This is a genomic window from Brevibacillus sp. HD3.3A (assembly GCF_013284375.2).
GTDB lineage: Bacteria > Bacillota > Bacilli > Brevibacillales > Brevibacillaceae > Brevibacillus > Brevibacillus parabrevis.
This window is the reverse complement of the sequence record NZ_CP085874.1, coordinates 5,656,156-5,673,194: the sequence shown is the minus strand read 5'-3', so window position 1 is coordinate 5,673,194 and position 17,039 is coordinate 5,656,156. Positions and strand designations below refer to the sequence as shown.

Genomic DNA, 17,039 nt, shown 5'->3' with positions numbered 1-17,039 from the left:
CAACCAGGTAGAGCAATCTGCCTGGTTTTGTCTTTTTCCGGAACAAAATTATCGCGGACAGCAAGGGGGGCAATCGATGACAGCCATCATCTGGTTTCGGCGCGATCTGCGTTTGCACGACCACGCGGCTTTACATACGGCAGCGCTTACGGGCGAACCGGTTGTCCCGTTGTTCATTATGGACGATGCCTTTTGCCAGCCTGACGCTGTTGCAGACAAGCGATCGCATGCGTTTTTATCGGCTGTGGACAACCTGGCGGGCAGCTTGCAAGAAGTTGGCGGGAGGCTCCTGATTCGCCGGGGGAATCCGGCTGACGTGCTTTGTGAGGTCGCTCGCGAGACGGGGGCAGACAAAGTCTTTTACAATCGCGCATACACTCCCGAAGCGCGAAAACGCGATGCGACTGTAACGGAAGCTTTGGAGCGGCAAGGCATGCGCGTTCATGCTTGCAAAGATTTGCTCATGCATGAGCCAGGCGACATTTTAACCAGGCAGCGGACGCCGTATGCGTTGTTTACCCCTTATAAACGGGTGTGGCTCACCCTTCCGAAAGACCGCCCTTTTCCACAGCCGACATCATGGCGAATGTGTGAAGGACTGGCCGAGATGCCAGGGGAATCGGCTCCTTTGGCCGAAGCTTTTGGGCGCAAACGTCCCGTTGGCAGTGAATGGGCGACGGCTCTGTTTGGAGAGCGGACAGCTCGCGAGCGATTGCAGCAATTTATGCACGAAGCTGTGCATCGATATAAAGAACGGCGCGATTTCCCCGGACTGGATGCGACTTCGCACTTGTCTTTTGCCTTGAATGCAGGCACGTTGTCGATTCGTACGGTGTATCACCAGGCGCTGGAGGCCATGGAGGAAGCCAGGGGAGAAGAGGTCGCCTCCGTGGAAGCGTTTGTCACGGAGCTTGTCTGGAGAGAGTTTTATCAGCAAGTGCTGTATCATCACCCGCACACGACCGATCACGCGTTTTTGCCGCAGTTTGAAGCGGTCGCCTGGGAAAATGACGAAGCGCTGTTTTCGGCTTGGTGCAACGGGGAGACGGGCTATCCGATCGTCGATGCAGCGATGAAGCAACTGAACGAAACAGGCTGGATGCACAATCGGCTGCGCATGATTGCGGCTTCTTTTTTGACCAAGGATTTGCTGGTGGATTGGCGGTGGGGGATGCGCTATTTTGCGAAGCAGCTTGTCGACTTCGACGAGGCGGCCAATATCGGCGGCTGGCAATGGAGCGCTTCTACCGGGACGGACCCGCAGCCGTACTTCCGCATTTTCAATCCGGTTGCGCAAGGCGAGAAATTCGATCAGGACGGGACTTTTGTCAAAAAATATCTTCCCGTTCTGAGGGAAGTCCCTCTACAATATATCCATAAGCCTTGGGAGATGCCTGAGCATGTGCAGGAGCAGGCGGGATGCAGGCTCGGCCTGGATTATCCTGATCCTTGCGTCGATCATGCGAGCAGACGGAAGCTGGCGATGTCGTTGTTTCAAGAGGCGAAAGACAGCTACGCCAGGACGCAAAAATGAATCAGTTCTAGGCAAAAGGGAGATAGAGACGTGGCACAATTATATTTTCGTTACGGGGCAATGAATGCCTCCAAATCTATTCAGTTGCTGACGGTCGCTCACAACTACGAGCAATCCGGCAAAAAAGTAGTCGTGTTCACGCCGGCGGTCGATGATCGGTACGGCGTGGGGAAAGTAGCATCGCGGGTAGGGATCAGCAGAGAAGCGATTCCGATTGGCGAGGAAACCAATTTGTATGAGATTGTCGCGGCCGAAACGGTAAAACCGCACTGTGTACTGGTGGACGAGGCGCAGTTCATCAGCCGCCATCATGTGGACCAGCTGGTGGCGATTGTCGATCAGCTCGGAATCCCCGTCATCGTCTACGGCTTGCTGAAAAACTTCAAGAACGAGCTTTTCCCGGGAAGTGCCGCGTTGTTGTGTGAAGCGGACAAGGTGGAAGAGATCAAAACAGTGTGCGTTTACTGCAACAAAAAAGCGACGCATATCCTCAAATTCAAAAATGGACAACCTGTATACTCCGGAGAGACGATTGAGATCGCTGGCAACGACACGTACAGCAGCGTCTGTCGCAAGCATTATTACAACCCTCCGGCAGCTCGCTAGAAGCCGAACAGGAAAAGCCACCCTTGTTTTTCGCTGTGCATGAGCCGAAAAGGCACTGCGCAGACTAAGCAAAACAGGAGGTGGCTTTTTCGTGCGAATCACGTCTTTTGGGAAAAGCTCACTGACAGTGCTGGGCATTCTCGTCCTCTCTTCTGCCTTGACTGTCGGGTGCGGCGGCCGCAATACTACTCAAGAAAAAGGTTCCAACACGCAAGCGATGGACGGTCAGTACCCTGCTTCGATCAAAGGGGAGCGGAGCGGGGAAGTTTTGCACCATCCTGCGCCGCCTGCCGCCGATCGTGACACTTTGATGGGGCGCAATCAAAACCCGAACTTGATCATCGGCCAGTCCAACGTGCGCAATACGCAAATCGACATGAACAACATGGAAATGATGGCGAAGTCGGTAAAAGGCGTCGAGAACGCCCGTATCACACTGAATGGCGGCAATGCATATGTTACTCTTGACCTTGTGCATAACATTACGGCGAGCCAGGCGCGATCGGTGGAGCAGCAAGTTATTGCGCTTTTGCAGCAAAAAATCCCGCGCTATGACTTCCACGTCACCTCCAATGAGGGCTTTCACCGTTGATCGTGTGACTGGAACTGGTATGGCAAGGCTCGGCATCGCCGGGCCTGTTTTGCATCGCAAAAAGCAGAAATTTCCAGCCAAATAATGCGCTTTGACTTATTTTCGCTTTCCTCCTATAATTTATCTGTTATAATCGATTTTTAGTATTCTTTGCGATGGGGTGAAGTACAATGTTTACACGCTTATCCGCAGTTGAAGAGCGTTTTGAAGAGGTAACGAATCTCCTATGTGACCCCGACGTCATCAGCGATACAAAACGCTTGCGTGAACTGTCCAAGGAACAGTCTTCGTTGGAAGAGACAGTGACGACCTACCGTGAATATAAATCAGTTGTGAGTCAAATGGATGATGCCAAAGCCATGCTGGAAGAAAAGCTGGACGATGAAATGCGCGAAATGGTCAAGCTTGAAATCAGCGAATTGTCTGCCCGCAAGGAACAGCTGGAAGAACGCCTGAAAATTCTCCTGCTGCCAAAAGATCCAAATGACGAGAAAAACGTGATCGTGGAAGTGCGCGGCGCAGCAGGCGGCGATGAGGCAGCTCTGTTTGCGGCTGTTTTGTTCCGCATGTACACACGCTTTGCAGAGCGTCACGGCTTTAAAATCGAAGTGCTGGAAGCAAGTCCGACAGACATCGGCGGCTACAAGGAAATCGTCTTTTCGCTGTCCGGTCGCGGCGCATACAGCAAAATGAAGTTCGAAAGCGGCGCACACCGCGTGCAACGCATTCCGGCGACAGAATCCGGCGGACGTATTCACACTTCTACCGCTACTGTACTGGTATTGCCTGAGGCGGAAGATGTGGAAGTGGAAGTACACGAAAAAGACATTCGCATCGATACGTTCTGCTCCAGCGGCGCTGGCGGCCAGAGCGTCAACACGACCAAATCGGCTGTTCGCGTTACGCACATTCCGACGGGGATCATGGTTTCCTGTCAGGATGAAAAATCGCAGCACTCCAATAAAGACAAGGCGCTTCGCGTTTTGCGCGCGCGCTTGTACGACTTTTATATGCAGCAGCAAAATGCGGAAGCTGACGCTACGCGCAAAAGCCTGGTGGGAACCGGGGATCGCAGCGAGCGCATCCGCACGTACAACTATCCACAAAGCCGCGTGACCGACCACCGCATCGGTCTGACTTTGCACCGTTTGGAATCGGTGCTGGAAGGCGAACTGGATGAAGTGATCGACAACCTGATTTTGCATGAACAAACGGAGCTTTTGAAGAGCCATGCACACTCAGCTTGATTGGTCTGATGTCACGACGATTCGAGAAGCCCTGACACGGGCTTCTTCCTTTTTGCGGGAAAAAGGGGCAAAAGACCCTGTATTCGAAGCGGAACTGATGATTCGCCACTGTTTGGGCTGGGATCGCACGAAGTATTTGATTTCGATGATGGAGCCGATTGCCAAAGAGACGCTTGCGCAGCTGGATGAGTTGTGCCAGCGCAGAAGTGCGAACGAGCCGTTGCAGTACATGTTTGGTGAGCAAGAGTTTTACGGGCGCTCTTTTGCCGTTCGTCCTGGCGTTCTCATCCCTCGTCCCGAGACGGAGATACTCGTCGAGCAAGTGTTGGCGGCCGCCACGGCGGTTTGGCCTGGGCAGGATGCGCTGACGGTTGCCGATATCGGGACAGGCAGTGGCGCCATCTGCATCACGCTCGCGCTGGAAAAGCCGGATTGGCAAGTGACGACAGTAGATTTATCCCCGGATGCTACCGCAGTTGCTACAGAAAACGCGGAACGCCTGGGAGCTGCCGTGCGCTTTTTGCAAGGGGATTTGGTGCAACCGCTTCTGGCAGCTGGCGAAAAGGTGGACATCCTCGTCTCCAATCCGCCGTATATACCGAGTCGGGATGTGGACGAGCTGGACGAAGAAGTCCGCTTGCATGAGCCGCGTTTGGCGCTGGACGGGGGCGATGACGGGTTGGATTGCTATCGCCGACTGTGCGAGGCGCTGCCTGAACTGCTCAAGGACAAAGCGGTTGTCGCCTTCGAGGTAGGGATTTATCAGGCAAAAGATGTGGCTGCCTTGATGCGGGAATCAGGGGTAATAGATAAGGTGCGGATCGTGCCGGATTTGGCGGGAATCGAGCGGGTTGTTATCGGTGTCAGGCGGTAACGGCAAGCTCCTCTCGCCGTTTTGCTAAAATTGTATGAATGTTTGTGATTCGACAGTTTGAAACCGGGGCTCCCTGTCCATACTGAGGCTATACAGAGAAAAGGTTTGGAAGACTCAGTCGAGAGGGAGACGGTTAAAATGAAACGGATGTTGTTGATCGTATTTAGCCTGTTTATGTTGATGATGTGCTGGGAGGGACAGCTTACGTCGGCCAATGTTCTGGATAATGGTCCGATCCCTCAAGAATCGATTCGCCTGCGCATTATTGCCAACAGTGACTCGGTTGCTGACCAGTGGCTGAAGCGGGAAGTGCGCGATGCGCTGATTGCGCAAATGAACACGTGGGCGGAAGATATCAAATCGTTTGAGCAAGCACAGGACATGGTGGCATCCCAGTTGCCTGTCCTTCAGGAAGTAGTGGACAAAACGATTCGTGAACGCGGCTTTTCCTATAAAGCGGTAGTCGATTTCGGTCAGGTTCCGTTCCCGACGAAGCTGTACGGCTCGTACGTCTATCCCGCTGGCAACTACGAAGCGCTCCGCGTGCAGATCGGCGAGGCAAAAGGGCAAAATTGGTGGTGCGTACTTTTCCCTCCGCTCTGCTTTATCGATATGGCCAACGGCGATGCTGTACAAGCTGCTGCGGCAACGACAGAAGCGGGAAAAGAAACAGAGCAGAGCGTGGCTAAGTCAGAACCGGCTTTGGTGTTCAAGCTTGATCAAAAAGAAATCGAGCGCACAGACTGGCGGCAGGAGCGTTTGGAAAGACGTTTGGACAGCAAAGAAGTTTTGCACAGCGCTGACACTGGCGCAGTTTCGCAAATGCCCGGCGCACAAAATGCTGTAGCCGTAGAGAATAACAGTAAAGACGAAGCGCTGGAGCAAGCCCAAGCCGAGGGACAAGCGGACAAGACGCCAGAAATGAGCGAGCAAAATCCGGCTCCGCAAGTACAAGTACGGTTCTACCTCCTGGAAAAGCTGGAAAGCTGGTTCTCCTGAGCTTTCCCTAAAAAACGACACCCCGCTTATAGCGAAGGTGTCGTTTTGACTGGCGAGCTGCTTACTTTTGCGTCAGGGCTGCGAGGATTTCCGGTTTCAGCAAGTTTTGATAGCGGTGGGCCGGGATGGCGAAAGAAGGCATTCCCGCTGCATACGGAGCAATTTCGTACTGTCCGAAATGAATGACGAGATTTCCGTTTTCAAAAGAGAAGCCCTGGTCATCCGTAATGCTCTCGAAGCTGTACGGATTGAAGCCGTCGCGATCTGTCTGTGTTTTGATTTGCTGGCTGATCAGTTGGTTGATCACGCTGCGGTAGTTGTAGCTGGACTGGAACAAATCGCCGAGCTTGAGCGTTTTGGCTTTAGGCTGGTTGTCGATTGTGTAGTAAGTCACGTCAGTCATGCCATGCGCTCCGCCTGTGTACAGATAGGTTTGAACAGAGAAGGATACGAGCTTGCCAGCCTGATGCACTTCATAGGAAATGTCGAGTGCATGCGGGCGAGGTTCCCAGCCGTATTTTTTGGCATCTGCGGCATCTTCCTTGCCAGCTTGTTGTCCGTCAGCGAGGCCAGTTTGTGCTTGCTTGAGCAGGGTCGCATTCAATTGGGCTTCGAACGCTTTATCTTTCAAACCGCTAATGACCGGGATGGTCACTTTGCCTTCAAATTCTTTTGTTTTCACCGTGATGGTTTTCGGTGTGAATACGACACCGGAAGCTTGAGGTTGTTTGGTTTGAACGACAGGAGCAGCTTTCGCTGGCGCGGCAGGAGCAGCTGCCAAAACAGGCGCAGCAACTGCTGTCAGCAGAACAGCGGTGCCGAGCAGGCTGGAAGTAACGGATTTAAGCAATGTCATATTCATTCACAATCCTTTCGAGGTAAGGGAAGAGTTCTGCGTTTCTATGAGTTCATTCTACTACATCATTTTGACGGTTGAGGTTAAAAAATGGTAACAAACACGTTTTCCACGGCTTTTCCCGAAGTTATTCACAAGTTACCCACAGGCTGTTGAAAACTTTTCGAGGCACAACTATACTAAAGGCACTCATTACAAAGAAACGAGCAAGAGAAAGGATTTTTTTACGATGGAAATCAATTTAGTGACGAAAGTCTGGTCTGTGGATAACGATGTGGAAAACATCCAGAGTTGTACACAGATTGTGGATGCAGCCCGGTTGCTGCACGCTGGGGAAGCTGTCGCTTTTCCAACAGAGACGGTCTATGGCCTGGGAGCCAATGCATTGTCTAATGAAGCAGTGGAGAAAATATTTGCAGCGAAAGGCCGACCGAGTGACAATCCGCTGATCGTGCATATTGGCGAACGGCAGCAGTTGTCCACAGTTGCCGGGGAAGTGCCGGAAAAAGGACAGAAGCTGATGGATGCCTTCTGGCCTGGGCCACTCACCGTCATTGTTCCGAAAAACGAGCACGTTGCTTCCCTGGTGACAGCGGGTCTGGATTCTGTCGGTGTGCGCATGCCTGCTCATCCGGTTGCCCTTGCTTTGATCAAACAAGCGGGCGTACCGATTGCTGCGCCGAGTGCGAACCGTTCCGGTCGTCCAAGCCCGACTACAGCCGCGCATGTGTTAGCAGACCTGGACGGGAGAGTGGCAGGGATCGTCGATGGCGGAGCGACGGGAGTAGGCGTCGAGTCTACTGTCATTGATGTGACCGTGGAGCCGCCTGTTATCCTTCGTCCCGGCGGCATTACCCGTGAACAGCTGGAAAGCGTAATCGGCCCGGTCGAGCTTGATCCTTCTTTTGAAGTGGGAGCAGTAGAAACTCCGCGCGCTCCCGGGATGAAATATACGCATTATGCTCCGGAGGGCGAACTGTGGCTGGTGGCGGGAAGCGAAGAGCAGGCTCGCATAAAAATGGCGGAGCTGCTGTCGCAAGCCAAAATCGATGGCCAAAAAACAGGGGTGCTGGCAACGGAAGAGTCGGCTGGCTATTGGCGTGATCACGAGGCAGCCGATGTCGTTCTGACGGTAGGTGCCCAAGCTGATTTGGAACAAGTCGCCCAGCAGCTGTACGCTGTTTTGCGGGAATTTGACAATCAGCAGGTTCAGTTCATCGTGGGAGAAACCTTTTCGCGGGAAGGCCTGGGAATGGCTGTCATGAACCGTCTGGAAAAAGCGGCGGGCGGTCGCATCTTGTCCGTTTAAAACAGTATAAACTCCTCCTTGTCCGCATAGAGTGAAGGGACGGGGGGGAGGCGGCTTGGACCTGGTTTTGTTTCAATGGGGGCAATTTTTGACGTTGCTCATTATAGCTTTTGCTTTGAGCATGGATGCCTTTTCGCTGGGGATCGGCGTGGGCATGGTGGGCATTCGCTTGCGGGAAATTGTAAAGGTCAGCATTACGATCGGACTTTTTCATATTATGATGCCTGTCGTCGGAATAGTTGTCGGAGCTTACTTGTCCGATTTGGTTGGGGATATCGCCGTTTTTATCGGTGGCGGAGTCCTGATGCTGATCGGTTTGCATATGCTGTGGAACGGATTGGTTCACAGTGATCAAAAAAGCATGTTAAAAACAAAAGGGTTCGGGCTGTTGCTGTTTGCTTTCAGCGTCAGTCTCGACGCGTTGACGGTCGGTTTTTCGTTCGGTCTAATCGAAGTGAACAAAGTCCTGGCGATTTCCCTGTTCGGTATCATGGGAGCAGCCATGTCCTATTTCGGCCTTTTGCTTGGCAGAAGCGTGGGAGGATGGTTGGGCGATTATAGCGAATTAGTAGGGGGATTGATCTTGTTTTGCTTCGGATTGAAATTTGTCATCTAGAAAAGGATGCTGACATAAAGGAGGGGCGATCATTGAAACGGATACTCTTCGTCTGTACGGGAAACACTTGCCGCAGCCCGATGGCAGAGGCGATGTTTCGCGCAAAGACAGCCGGACAACCATTTGAAGTGCGCTCGGCCGGAGTGGCGGCGTATGCCGGACAACCAGCTTCCCCGCATGCCCAGTCGGTGCTTGCTGAACGCGGGATTGCTCACAACCACGCATCAAGCCAGCTAAACGAAGAGCTTTTGGCGTGGTCCGATCTTATTTTGACGATGACGGGCAGTCACAAGCGTGCCATTCTGACCTACTTCCCGGAAGCGGCGGACAAAGTCCATACTTTGCAAGAGTTTGCGGGAATAGAAGGCATAAGAGATATCGCTGATCCTTTTGGCGGGGCGCTTGAGGACTATCGCAGGTGCGCAGAAGAGATTGAGGAGTCGCTGGACAGGCTTTTGGAGCGATTGGCGGAAGTCCGTTTTCGTGAATAACAAGATTGAAGAGGTGCTGGTAACTAGCCAGGACCTTGTTTCGTGTGAGAGTACGAACGTTTTTTGATCAACCAACCAAAATGTTCACTTTTTACTTGTGGAATTTTGATGTATAATGAGTGAGATCATGAAACAAGCGAGGGATGACAGATGAAAGTGGCGATTGCTGCTGATCACGGTGGATACAAGCTGAAAGAGGAAATCAAGACTCTGCTCTCCTCCATGAACATCCAGACGGAAGACTTCGGTTGCTCTTGCGAGGATTCGGTAGATTATCCTGATTACGCCTTGCCGGTAGCAGAAAAAGTGGCAGCGGGCGAGTTCGACCGGGGAATTTTGGTGTGCGGTACGGGCATCGGCATGTCGATTGCAGCCAACAAAGTGCCTGGCATTCGCTGTGCGCTGGTGCACGACACGTTTTCTGCACGTGCGACCCGTGAGCATAACAACACCAATGTTTTGGCTATGGGTGAGCGGGTAATTGGCCCTGGTCTGGCGTTGGATATCGTGAAAATTTGGCTGGAGACAGAGTTCCAGGGCGGTCGTCATGAGCGCCGTGTGGAAAAGATCGCACAAATCGAAGCGAAACACGCGGGAGTGAAGTAAGTGGAACTGGCCGCTATCGAACAACAGGCTCGTCAATTGGTTGAGGAGGTTGCCGGGTTGGCCGAGCTTAGAGCCGGACAAATTTTGGTGATCGGGTGCAGTACCAGTGAAGTGCTGGGCAAGCACATCGGCAAAGCTGGCAGCCGGGATGCTGCGGCTGCTATTTATCGCGGCATTCGCAGTGTGCAGGAGCAGCGCGGCTTTGCTGTCGCCTTTCAATGCTGTGAACATCTGAACCGCGCACTGGTTGTGGAGCGCGAGGTTATGGAGCGATATGGACTGGAAGAGGTTTCGGTCGTTCCCGTTCCTACCGCTGGCGGTTCCATGGCGGCACATGCTTTTGCGCAGCTTGCCGATGCTGTAGTCGTGGAAAATATTCGCGCACATGCAGGTATCGATATCGGCGATACGTTCATTGGCATGCACCTGAAACAGGTAGCTGTGCCTGTACGCCCTTCTCAACGGACTGTGGGAGAGGCGCATGTCACGGCAGCGCGGACACGTCCCAAGCTGATTGGCGGTGCTCGCGCGGTCTACGAAGTGGCGCCTCAAAATGAAAGCTGTACCTAAAAAGAATGTGGGACAAGCCCATTTTCAAGGAGGAGAACATACATCATGCTAGATTTTTTGCGTAAACAGGACCCGCAAGTATTGGAAGGCATTCAACTGGAATTGGGAAGACAGCGTGACAAAATTGAGTTGATCGCATCCGAGAACTTTGTTAGCCGCGCCGTAATGGAAGCGATGGGTACTGTTCTGACCAACAAATACGCAGAAGGCTATCCAGGACGCCGCTACTATGGCGGTTGCGAATACGTGGACATCGTGGAAAACATTGCGCGCGATCGCGTAAAAGAAATCTTCGGTGCCGAGCATGCAAACGTACAGCCGCACTCCGGCGCACAAGCAAACATGGCCGTGTACTTCACCATCTTGCAGCCGGGCGACACCGTACTTGGCATGAACCTCTCCCATGGCGGACACTTGACGCACGGAAGCCCTGTTAACTTCTCCGGTACACTGTACAACTTCGTAGAATACGGCGTGGATCAAGAATCCCACCTGATCAATTATGAAGACGTTCGCGCCAAAGCTTTGGAGCACAAGCCGAAGCTGATCGTAGCGGGAGCAAGTGCTTATCCGCGCACAATCGACTTCGCCAAATTCCGTGAAATCGCGGATGAAGTCGGCGCTTATTTCATGGTAGACATGGCGCACATCGCTGGTCTGGTTGCGGCTGGCCTGCATCCAAACCCGGTTCCATACGCTCATTTCGTTACTTCTACCACTCACAAAACATTGCGCGGTCCTCGCGGCGGGCTGATTTTGTGCAAAGAAGAATTTGCAAAAGCGATCGACAAGTCTGTGTTCCCTGGCGTACAAGGCGGACCGTTGATGCACGTGATTGCGGCAAAAGCGGTTTCCTTCGGCGAAGCGCTGCAACCGGACTTCAAAGATTACGCAGCCCGCATCGTGAGCAATGCGCGCGCATTTGCTGAAGCGCTGCAAGCAGAAGGTCTGACACTCGTTTCTGGCGGAACCGACAACCACCTCGTGCTGATTGACGTGAGCAAAATCGGCCTGACTGGTAAAGTAGCCGAGCACCTGCTGGACGAAGTAAGCATCACCACTAACAAAAACACCATCCCTTACGATACACAAAGCCCATTCGTCACAAGCGGTATCCGCATGGGTACACCAGCGGTAACAAGCCGTGGCTTCGACGAAGAAGCAATGAAAGAAGTAGCAGCGATTATCGCCCTGACTTTGAAAAACCCGGAAGACGCTGCCAAACACGAAGAAGCTCGCCAACGCGTAGCAGCGCTGTGCCAACGCTTCCCGATGTATGAAGGTTTGACGATTTAAGGTTTTGATAAAATGGCTTCAATCAAACAGACCCTGTGATTGCTCGCGCGGGTCTGTTTTTCTTTTACATCCTAAACGATTTTTTCCTGACAACAGCCATAGCTGGTCACCAGGCAAAAGAAAAAAGTACGAAGATTAGGCAAATTGACGGCGACCCGCTCCTTCGCTATGATGGAAAAGATGCATTGATAGGGAAACGGAGGAACGTACATGAGCCGTGTATATGTGTTTGACCACCCGCTGATTCAGCATAAAGTGACGTTTATTCGTGACAAGAATACAGGAACCAAGGAATTTCGCGAACTGGTAGATGAAGTAGCGACCCTGATGGGCTACGAAATCACACGCGACATGCCGCTGGAAGAAACCACGATCGAGACCCCGGTAGCTACCTGTCAGTCTAATGTGATTGCCGGTAAAAAAGTAGGTCTGGTTCCGATCCTGCGTGCAGGACTCGGCATGGTAGACGGGCTGTTGAAGCTGATTCCGGCCGCAAAAGTAGGCCATGTGGGGCTGTACCGTGATCCGGAAACCCTGCAACCGGTAGAGTATTACGTAAAGCTGCCTTCCGATGTAGCGGAGCGCGAACTGATCGTCATCGACCCGATGCTGGCGACTGGCGGTTCTGCCGTGGCAGCCATCCAGGCTTTAAAAAAACGCGGAGCGAGAAACCTCAAGCTGATGTGCCTGATTGCTGCTCCAGAAGGCATCAAAATGGTGCAGGACGAGCATCCTGACGTAGATATTTACGTAGCTGCTATTGACGAATATTTAAATGACCATGGATACATTGTGCCTGGCTTGGGCGATGCGGGTGACCGCTTGTACGGCACAAAGTAGGCGGAGAGGGAATCCAAGATGAAAACAGTAAAAGTAATGACGGTTTTCGGCACGCGCCCGGAAGCGATCAAGATGGCACCTCTCGTACATGAATTGAAAAAGTACGAAGGGCAAATCGAGTCGATCGTATGCGTGACCGCACAGCATCGCCAAATGCTCGACCAGGTGTTGGGTATTTTCGATATTTCGCCGGACATTGACTTGAACATCATGAAAGACCGTCAAACATTGGTAGACGTGACGACACGCGCCTTGCAAAGTCTCGATGCCGCGATCAAGGATGTAAAGCCGGATATTGTGCTCGTGCACGGCGATACGACGACCACATTCGTGGCAAGTCTGGCTGCTTTTTACAACCAGGTAGCGATCGGCCATGTGGAAGCCGGCCTGCGCACGTGGGACAAATACTCGCCGTTCCCGGAGGAGATGAACCGCCAACTGACAGGCGTGATGGCCGATCTGCACTTCTCTCCAACCGAAGGATCGGCTGACAACCTCAGACGGGAAGCCAAACCGGAAGAGAGCATTTACGTCACAGGCAACACAGCGATCGACGCATTGAAAACGACGGTGCGTGAAGATTATACGCATCCGGTTCTCGATCAGGTGGGCGACCACAAGCTGGTACTGATGACGGCTCATCGCCGCGAAAACTTGGGTGAGCCAATGCGCCGAATTTTCCGCGCTGTCAGAAGACTGGTGGACGAGCATCCCGAGATTTTCGTCGTGTATCCAGTCCATCTCAACCCGGCTGTTCAAGAGGTGGCTCAGGAGATTTTGGGAGATCACGAGCGCATTACATTGACCGAACCGCTCGATGCACTCGACTTCCATAACTTTGCCCGCCGCGCTCATCTGATTCTGACCGATTCTGGCGGTGTTCAGGAAGAAGCGCCGTCTCTTGGCGTGCCTGTGCTCGTGCTCCGGGACACAACCGAGCGTCCGGAAGGAATCGAAGCTGGCACTCTCAAGCTGGCGGGAACAGACGAAGAACAAGTATACGCGATGGCAAACGAGCTTTTGACCAATCAGGCAGCCTACGATGCGATGGCTCATGCTGCGAATCCGTACGGAGACGGAGAAGCATCCCGCCGGATTGTAGAAGCGATCCTGCATCATTTCGGAATCCGTTCCGATCGCCCGGAACCGTTCCAACCGGGGCAATAAGCATCTGGATAGTGCGCTTGAACAAAAGCGGCATACAGCTAGAATCGACCCGTCCGGTATGGATTGTAAATCCGGGCGGGTTTTCGTGCTTTTGGCAGACTGACGATTTGGTATGTTTTGCTAAGAGAGAATCTGCAAAATTGGCGAAACTATCCACTACTTGGGAGCGTCTAACGATTAGTTACCGACTTACATAGCGAACAGACAGAGTTTGGAAAATGGAGAGGAGTTACTAACATGAGAGCGCAAAGGATGGTGACGCTGCTCACGGCCACGACTATGGCCTGGGGAGCTTTTGTTCCGTTTGTGCCGCTTGCGACCAATGTCGCGCACGCCCGGGCGGAAACCAGTGCATTGAATATCATGTGGCAAACCCCGATTGGTGAGGGAACCACTTTGCTTAAATATACGAAATCGTTCGCCAACCAGCTCGTGACCATCATGGTGACGAAAGTGGATTTGAACAATCCGTATGTTGAGGTCAAGCCCGTATACGGAACGGCTGGCAAACTGACAGACAGACAAACCGTGACGCAGATGGCCAGGGAGACAGGGGCAGTCGCTGCGATCAACGCTGACTTTTTCGACATGTCCAAGCGGGGAGCGCCGTTTGGCATCGTTCAGAAAGACGAGCAGCTGATTTCCTCGATGGGACTGATTTCGTACTGGTACAGCCTCGGAATCACGGGCGACAAGATGGCCATCATCGACAAGTTCGGATTCGGGGGAAAAGTCACCGCGCCGAACGGGGCTGTCTATTCGATCCAGGGCGTCAATAAAGAAGTGTACAATCCGAGCGACGGCCGTAAAAGCCACCAAAATCAGTTGAACGTCTACACGCCTTCTTTTGGCAAAACGAGCCTCGGTGCGATCTCAGGCTACAAAGATGTCGTCGAGATTTTGTTCGTCGACAACGTCGCCAAGGAAGTGCGCATCAATCAGCCGGGAGTATACATACCTTACAACGGATACGTGCTGTGGGGACACGGAGAGGCAGCCGCTTTCCTCAAGCAAAATTTCCCGGTGGGCGCCACAGCTGCGGTTGAATACCAAACCACACCGCAAACCCTCGATTTGAAGCAAGCCGTGGGCGGAAACGTGCTGCTGGTCAATCAAGGCAAAGCACTGACCTCCTTTCAGGCGGACAAGTCTATTGTCGCGGCCAATGCCCGCACGGCAGTAGGGGTTTCCCAGGATGGCAAAACTTTGTACATGGTGACGATTGATGCGGCCAGCAAGGTTAGTTTGGACGAGCTGGCAAAAATCATGGCGGAGCTTGGCTCCTACCGTGCCGTGAATTTTGACGGCGGCGGCTCCACGACACTCGCAGCCCGCATGCTCGGGGAGACACACGCCAATCTGTCCAACAAGCCAAGTGGCGGTTCCGAGCGTCGGGTGCCGACAGGGCTTGCTGTTTACAACACCGCTCCGCCAGGAGAATTGCGAGGATTCCAAATTGATGTGCCGTCCGATATTCTGATCGGGCAAACGGTAGCGCTCACTGCTTCCAAAGGATACGACACGCATTACCAGCCTTACGCGATCAATCCGGCAAACGTCACCTGGGATATCCCGCAATCGGACGCCGGAACAGTGGACGGCCAGCGCTTTACTCCAGCCCGCTCAGGAAAAATTACGCTGACGGGCCGACTGGGCAACGTCACGCAAAACAAAGATGTTCAGGTCGTTGCAGGCAGTGAAGTTCAGCAAATCGTTGTTTCCCCAAGCCCAGTTTCAATTGCGCCTGGACAAGCCTTGACGCTTGATGTCAAAATCAAGACGAAAAAAGGCGCGACGATTCAGGCGACTCCGCTTAGCGTGAAAGCAAGCGTGGACTCCGCTGTCGCTACTGTCAACGACAAGCTGCAACTGATTGCCGGCAATGAGCCGGGCAATGGAAACTTGACGATTACTTACGACGGCGTATCGACGACCGTTCCGTTTGCTGTCGGTCAATTCGAACAGCCTTGGCTGACGTTTGACAATCAGGTAGGAATGTACCATGCGGCGAATCCGAGCAGCATCAGCTCCGCCGGATCGTTTTCGCTCGTATCAGATCAAGTATTCCGCACGAAAAAAGCGGCGAAGCTCGTCTATAACTTCTCAGGTGCGCCAGCGGGCAACATGCGCATCTCCTACGGCATACTGGGTGCCCAGCCTGTGGCGATTCCAGGCAAACCGCTCGGTCTCGGCCTGTGGGTGAACGGAGACAACAGCAGACACTGGCTGCGCGCAGAAGTGCTGGACGCCAACGGCAAGACGGTCTACGTCGATCTGGCAAAAGAAATCGACTGGTCCGGCTGGAAGCAAGTGAAGGGGTACTTCCCGAGCAATGTCGCCTATCCATTGCAGCTGCGAAGCATCTATGTAGTCGATCAGGCAAACGACGGCATTACACAAGACAAGGGAACCCTTTACTTCGACGAGTTCTCCCTGCTGTTGCCGAACCAGACAGGCAAACCAGGCAATGCGACGGTTGTGCCTGAACTGCCAGGCAGCATGTCTTTGGGAGCGGAACTGGATCTCGGTTACTCGTTTGAGAAAACAACACCGTTTTTGGACACGGCACTGGTGGAAGTCGACTCCATCGTCGGCCAACAGCTTCCGGGATATGTACCTGCCGACTATTCGTTCACGATCAAGCCTGGCGAGCGCAAAGCAGGCGCAGAAGACGCGATTTCGACATCTTCGATCAAGCTGACACTTGTGCCGAAGAAGTGGATTGCCGGAAAAGGCGTCGGATTGCTGTACGTCAATGAAGCCAACCAAACGCTCGACCCGCTGCTGGGCACAAGAAACGCTCAGGGACAATGGGTTTACGAAGTGAACAGCTACGGCAAATACGTTCCGTACTATTCGGACGACGTCGGAACTCTCAGTCCATCATTCACGGATATCGCCAACCACCCTGCCAAAGCGGAAATCATGTACATGGCGGAAAACGGGTACGTGAAAGGCTTGACGGACACGACATTCGGGCCGGAAGCTTCGCTCACCAGGGCACAGTTCGTCACTTTGCTGGCGCGCACGTTCAACTGGGAGCTGCCAGCTTCGCCTAAGCTCAGCTTCAAGGACAAGGTGCCTGACTATGCGCAAGGGGCTGTGCAGGTTGCCGTTTCCAAAGGGCTGGTGAAAGGCTACGAGGACAAAACGTTCCGTCCCGACAAACCTGTGACAAGAGCCGAGGCTGCCGTCATTCTGGATCGTTTGGTGAACAAAAAAGGAGCGGCTAAAACCGTTTCCGACAAAGGAACGTGGCCATCCTGGGCATCCGGTTCGATCACTAACATGGTCGGATTGGGCCTGATTGATCCGATCAGCGGAAAATACCAACCGAACAAGTCTACGACTCGCGCAGTGTGCGTGGTAGCGCTCTATCGGATTTTGCACCAAACCAAATAAGTAGAGGCAAGTAAAAATGCGAAGACCAGTCTTC

16 protein-coding genes are annotated in these 17,039 nt (G+C 53.1%); 15 read left to right on the top strand and 1 reads right to left on the bottom strand.

Annotated features, from left to right (window positions below):
• Positions 1 to 76: 76 nt before the first annotated feature.
• The 6 genes from HP435_RS26555 to spoIIR all read left to right on the top strand — a co-directional run bounded on the left by HP435_RS26555 (position 77) and on the right by spoIIR (position 5,852).
• Positions 77 to 1,534 (top strand): cryptochrome/photolyase family protein, encoded by a 1,458-nt coding sequence (locus HP435_RS26555; protein ID WP_173599035.1) that lies wholly within the window; start codon positions 77 to 79, stop codon positions 1,532 to 1,534.
• A 30-nt stretch (positions 1,535 to 1,564) separates the two neighbouring features.
• Positions 1,565 to 2,140, top strand: coding sequence for a thymidine kinase (locus HP435_RS26550; protein WP_122962577.1), 576 nt, complete (start codon positions 1,565 to 1,567; stop codon positions 2,138 to 2,140).
• A gap of 91 nt (positions 2,141 to 2,231) precedes the next feature.
• The gene (locus tag HP435_RS26545; protein ID WP_173599034.1) at positions 2,232 to 2,732 is read left to right on the top strand and encodes a sporulation protein; all 501 of its coding nucleotides are present in this window, start codon (positions 2,232 to 2,234) and stop codon (positions 2,730 to 2,732) included.
• A 170-nt stretch (positions 2,733 to 2,902) separates the two neighbouring features.
• Positions 2,903 to 3,979: a peptide chain release factor 1 gene (prfA, locus tag HP435_RS26540; RefSeq protein WP_063228973.1), complete on the top strand. Its 1,077-nt coding sequence runs from the start codon at positions 2,903 to 2,905 to the stop codon at positions 3,977 to 3,979.
• Positions 3,963 to 4,853, top strand: a complete 891-nt coding sequence (prmC, locus tag HP435_RS26535; protein WP_173599033.1) for a peptide chain release factor N(5)-glutamine methyltransferase — start codon at positions 3,963 to 3,965, stop codon at positions 4,851 to 4,853. The genes prfA and prmC overlap by 17 nt, the downstream gene beginning before the upstream one ends.
• Before the next feature lie 138 nt (positions 4,854 to 4,991).
• Positions 4,992 to 5,852: a stage II sporulation protein R gene (spoIIR, locus tag HP435_RS26530; protein ID WP_173599032.1), complete on the top strand. Its 861-nt coding sequence runs from the start codon at positions 4,992 to 4,994 to the stop codon at positions 5,850 to 5,852.
• A gap of 61 nt (positions 5,853 to 5,913) precedes the next feature.
• Here the strand turns inward: spoIIR and HP435_RS26525 are convergent, their stop codons facing one another.
• Positions 5,914 to 6,708, bottom strand: coding sequence for a DUF3298 and DUF4163 domain-containing protein (locus HP435_RS26525; RefSeq protein WP_122962581.1), 795 nt, complete (start codon positions 6,706 to 6,708; stop codon positions 5,914 to 5,916).
• 229 nt (positions 6,709 to 6,937) lie between these two features.
• Here HP435_RS26525 and HP435_RS26520 point away from each other — a divergent pair, with 229 nt between their 5' ends.
• The 9 genes from HP435_RS26520 (at position 6,938) to HP435_RS26480 (ending at position 17,005) form a co-directional block, all read left to right on the top strand.
• Positions 6,938 to 8,017 carry an L-threonylcarbamoyladenylate synthase gene (locus tag HP435_RS26520; protein WP_173599031.1) on the top strand — a complete coding sequence of 360 codons (1,080 nt, stop codon included), beginning with the start codon at positions 6,938 to 6,940 and terminating at the stop codon, positions 8,015 to 8,017.
• Positions 8,018 to 8,072: 55 nt separating this feature from the next.
• Positions 8,073 to 8,633, top strand: a complete 561-nt coding sequence (locus HP435_RS26515) for a manganese efflux pump MntP (protein ID WP_063228978.1) — start codon at positions 8,073 to 8,075, stop codon at positions 8,631 to 8,633.
• Positions 8,634 to 8,665: 32 nt separating this feature from the next.
• A complete protein-coding gene (locus HP435_RS26510) occupies positions 8,666 to 9,124 on the top strand; it encodes a low molecular weight protein arginine phosphatase (RefSeq protein ID WP_122962583.1) in 459 nt (152 codons plus the stop codon).
• Positions 9,125 to 9,274: 150 nt separating this feature from the next.
• Complete coding sequence (rpiB, locus tag HP435_RS26505) at positions 9,275 to 9,730, top strand: ribose 5-phosphate isomerase B (RefSeq protein ID WP_063228980.1); 456 nt, start codon at positions 9,275 to 9,277, stop codon at positions 9,728 to 9,730.
• Positions 9,731 to 10,300, top strand: a complete 570-nt coding sequence (locus HP435_RS26500) for a TIGR01440 family protein (protein ID WP_122962584.1) — start codon at positions 9,731 to 9,733, stop codon at positions 10,298 to 10,300. It begins immediately after the preceding gene.
• A gap of 45 nt (positions 10,301 to 10,345) precedes the next feature.
• On the top strand, positions 10,346 to 11,596 hold the full coding sequence (gene glyA, locus HP435_RS26495; protein ID WP_122962585.1) for a serine hydroxymethyltransferase: 1,251 nt from the start codon (positions 10,346 to 10,348) through the stop codon (positions 11,594 to 11,596).
• Positions 11,597 to 11,806: 210 nt separating this feature from the next.
• Positions 11,807 to 12,436, top strand: a complete 630-nt coding sequence (upp, locus tag HP435_RS26490; RefSeq protein WP_122962586.1) for a uracil phosphoribosyltransferase — start codon at positions 11,807 to 11,809, stop codon at positions 12,434 to 12,436.
• Between the two features lie 18 nt (positions 12,437 to 12,454).
• Positions 12,455 to 13,603: a non-hydrolyzing UDP-N-acetylglucosamine 2-epimerase gene (gene wecB, locus HP435_RS26485; protein WP_173599030.1), complete on the top strand. Its 1,149-nt coding sequence runs from the start codon at positions 12,455 to 12,457 to the stop codon at positions 13,601 to 13,603.
• A 237-nt stretch (positions 13,604 to 13,840) separates the two neighbouring features.
• Positions 13,841 to 17,005 carry a phosphodiester glycosidase family protein gene (locus HP435_RS26480; RefSeq protein ID WP_173599029.1) on the top strand — a complete coding sequence of 1,055 codons (3,165 nt, stop codon included), beginning with the start codon at positions 13,841 to 13,843 and terminating at the stop codon, positions 17,003 to 17,005.
• Positions 17,006 to 17,039: the final 34 nt, after the last annotated feature.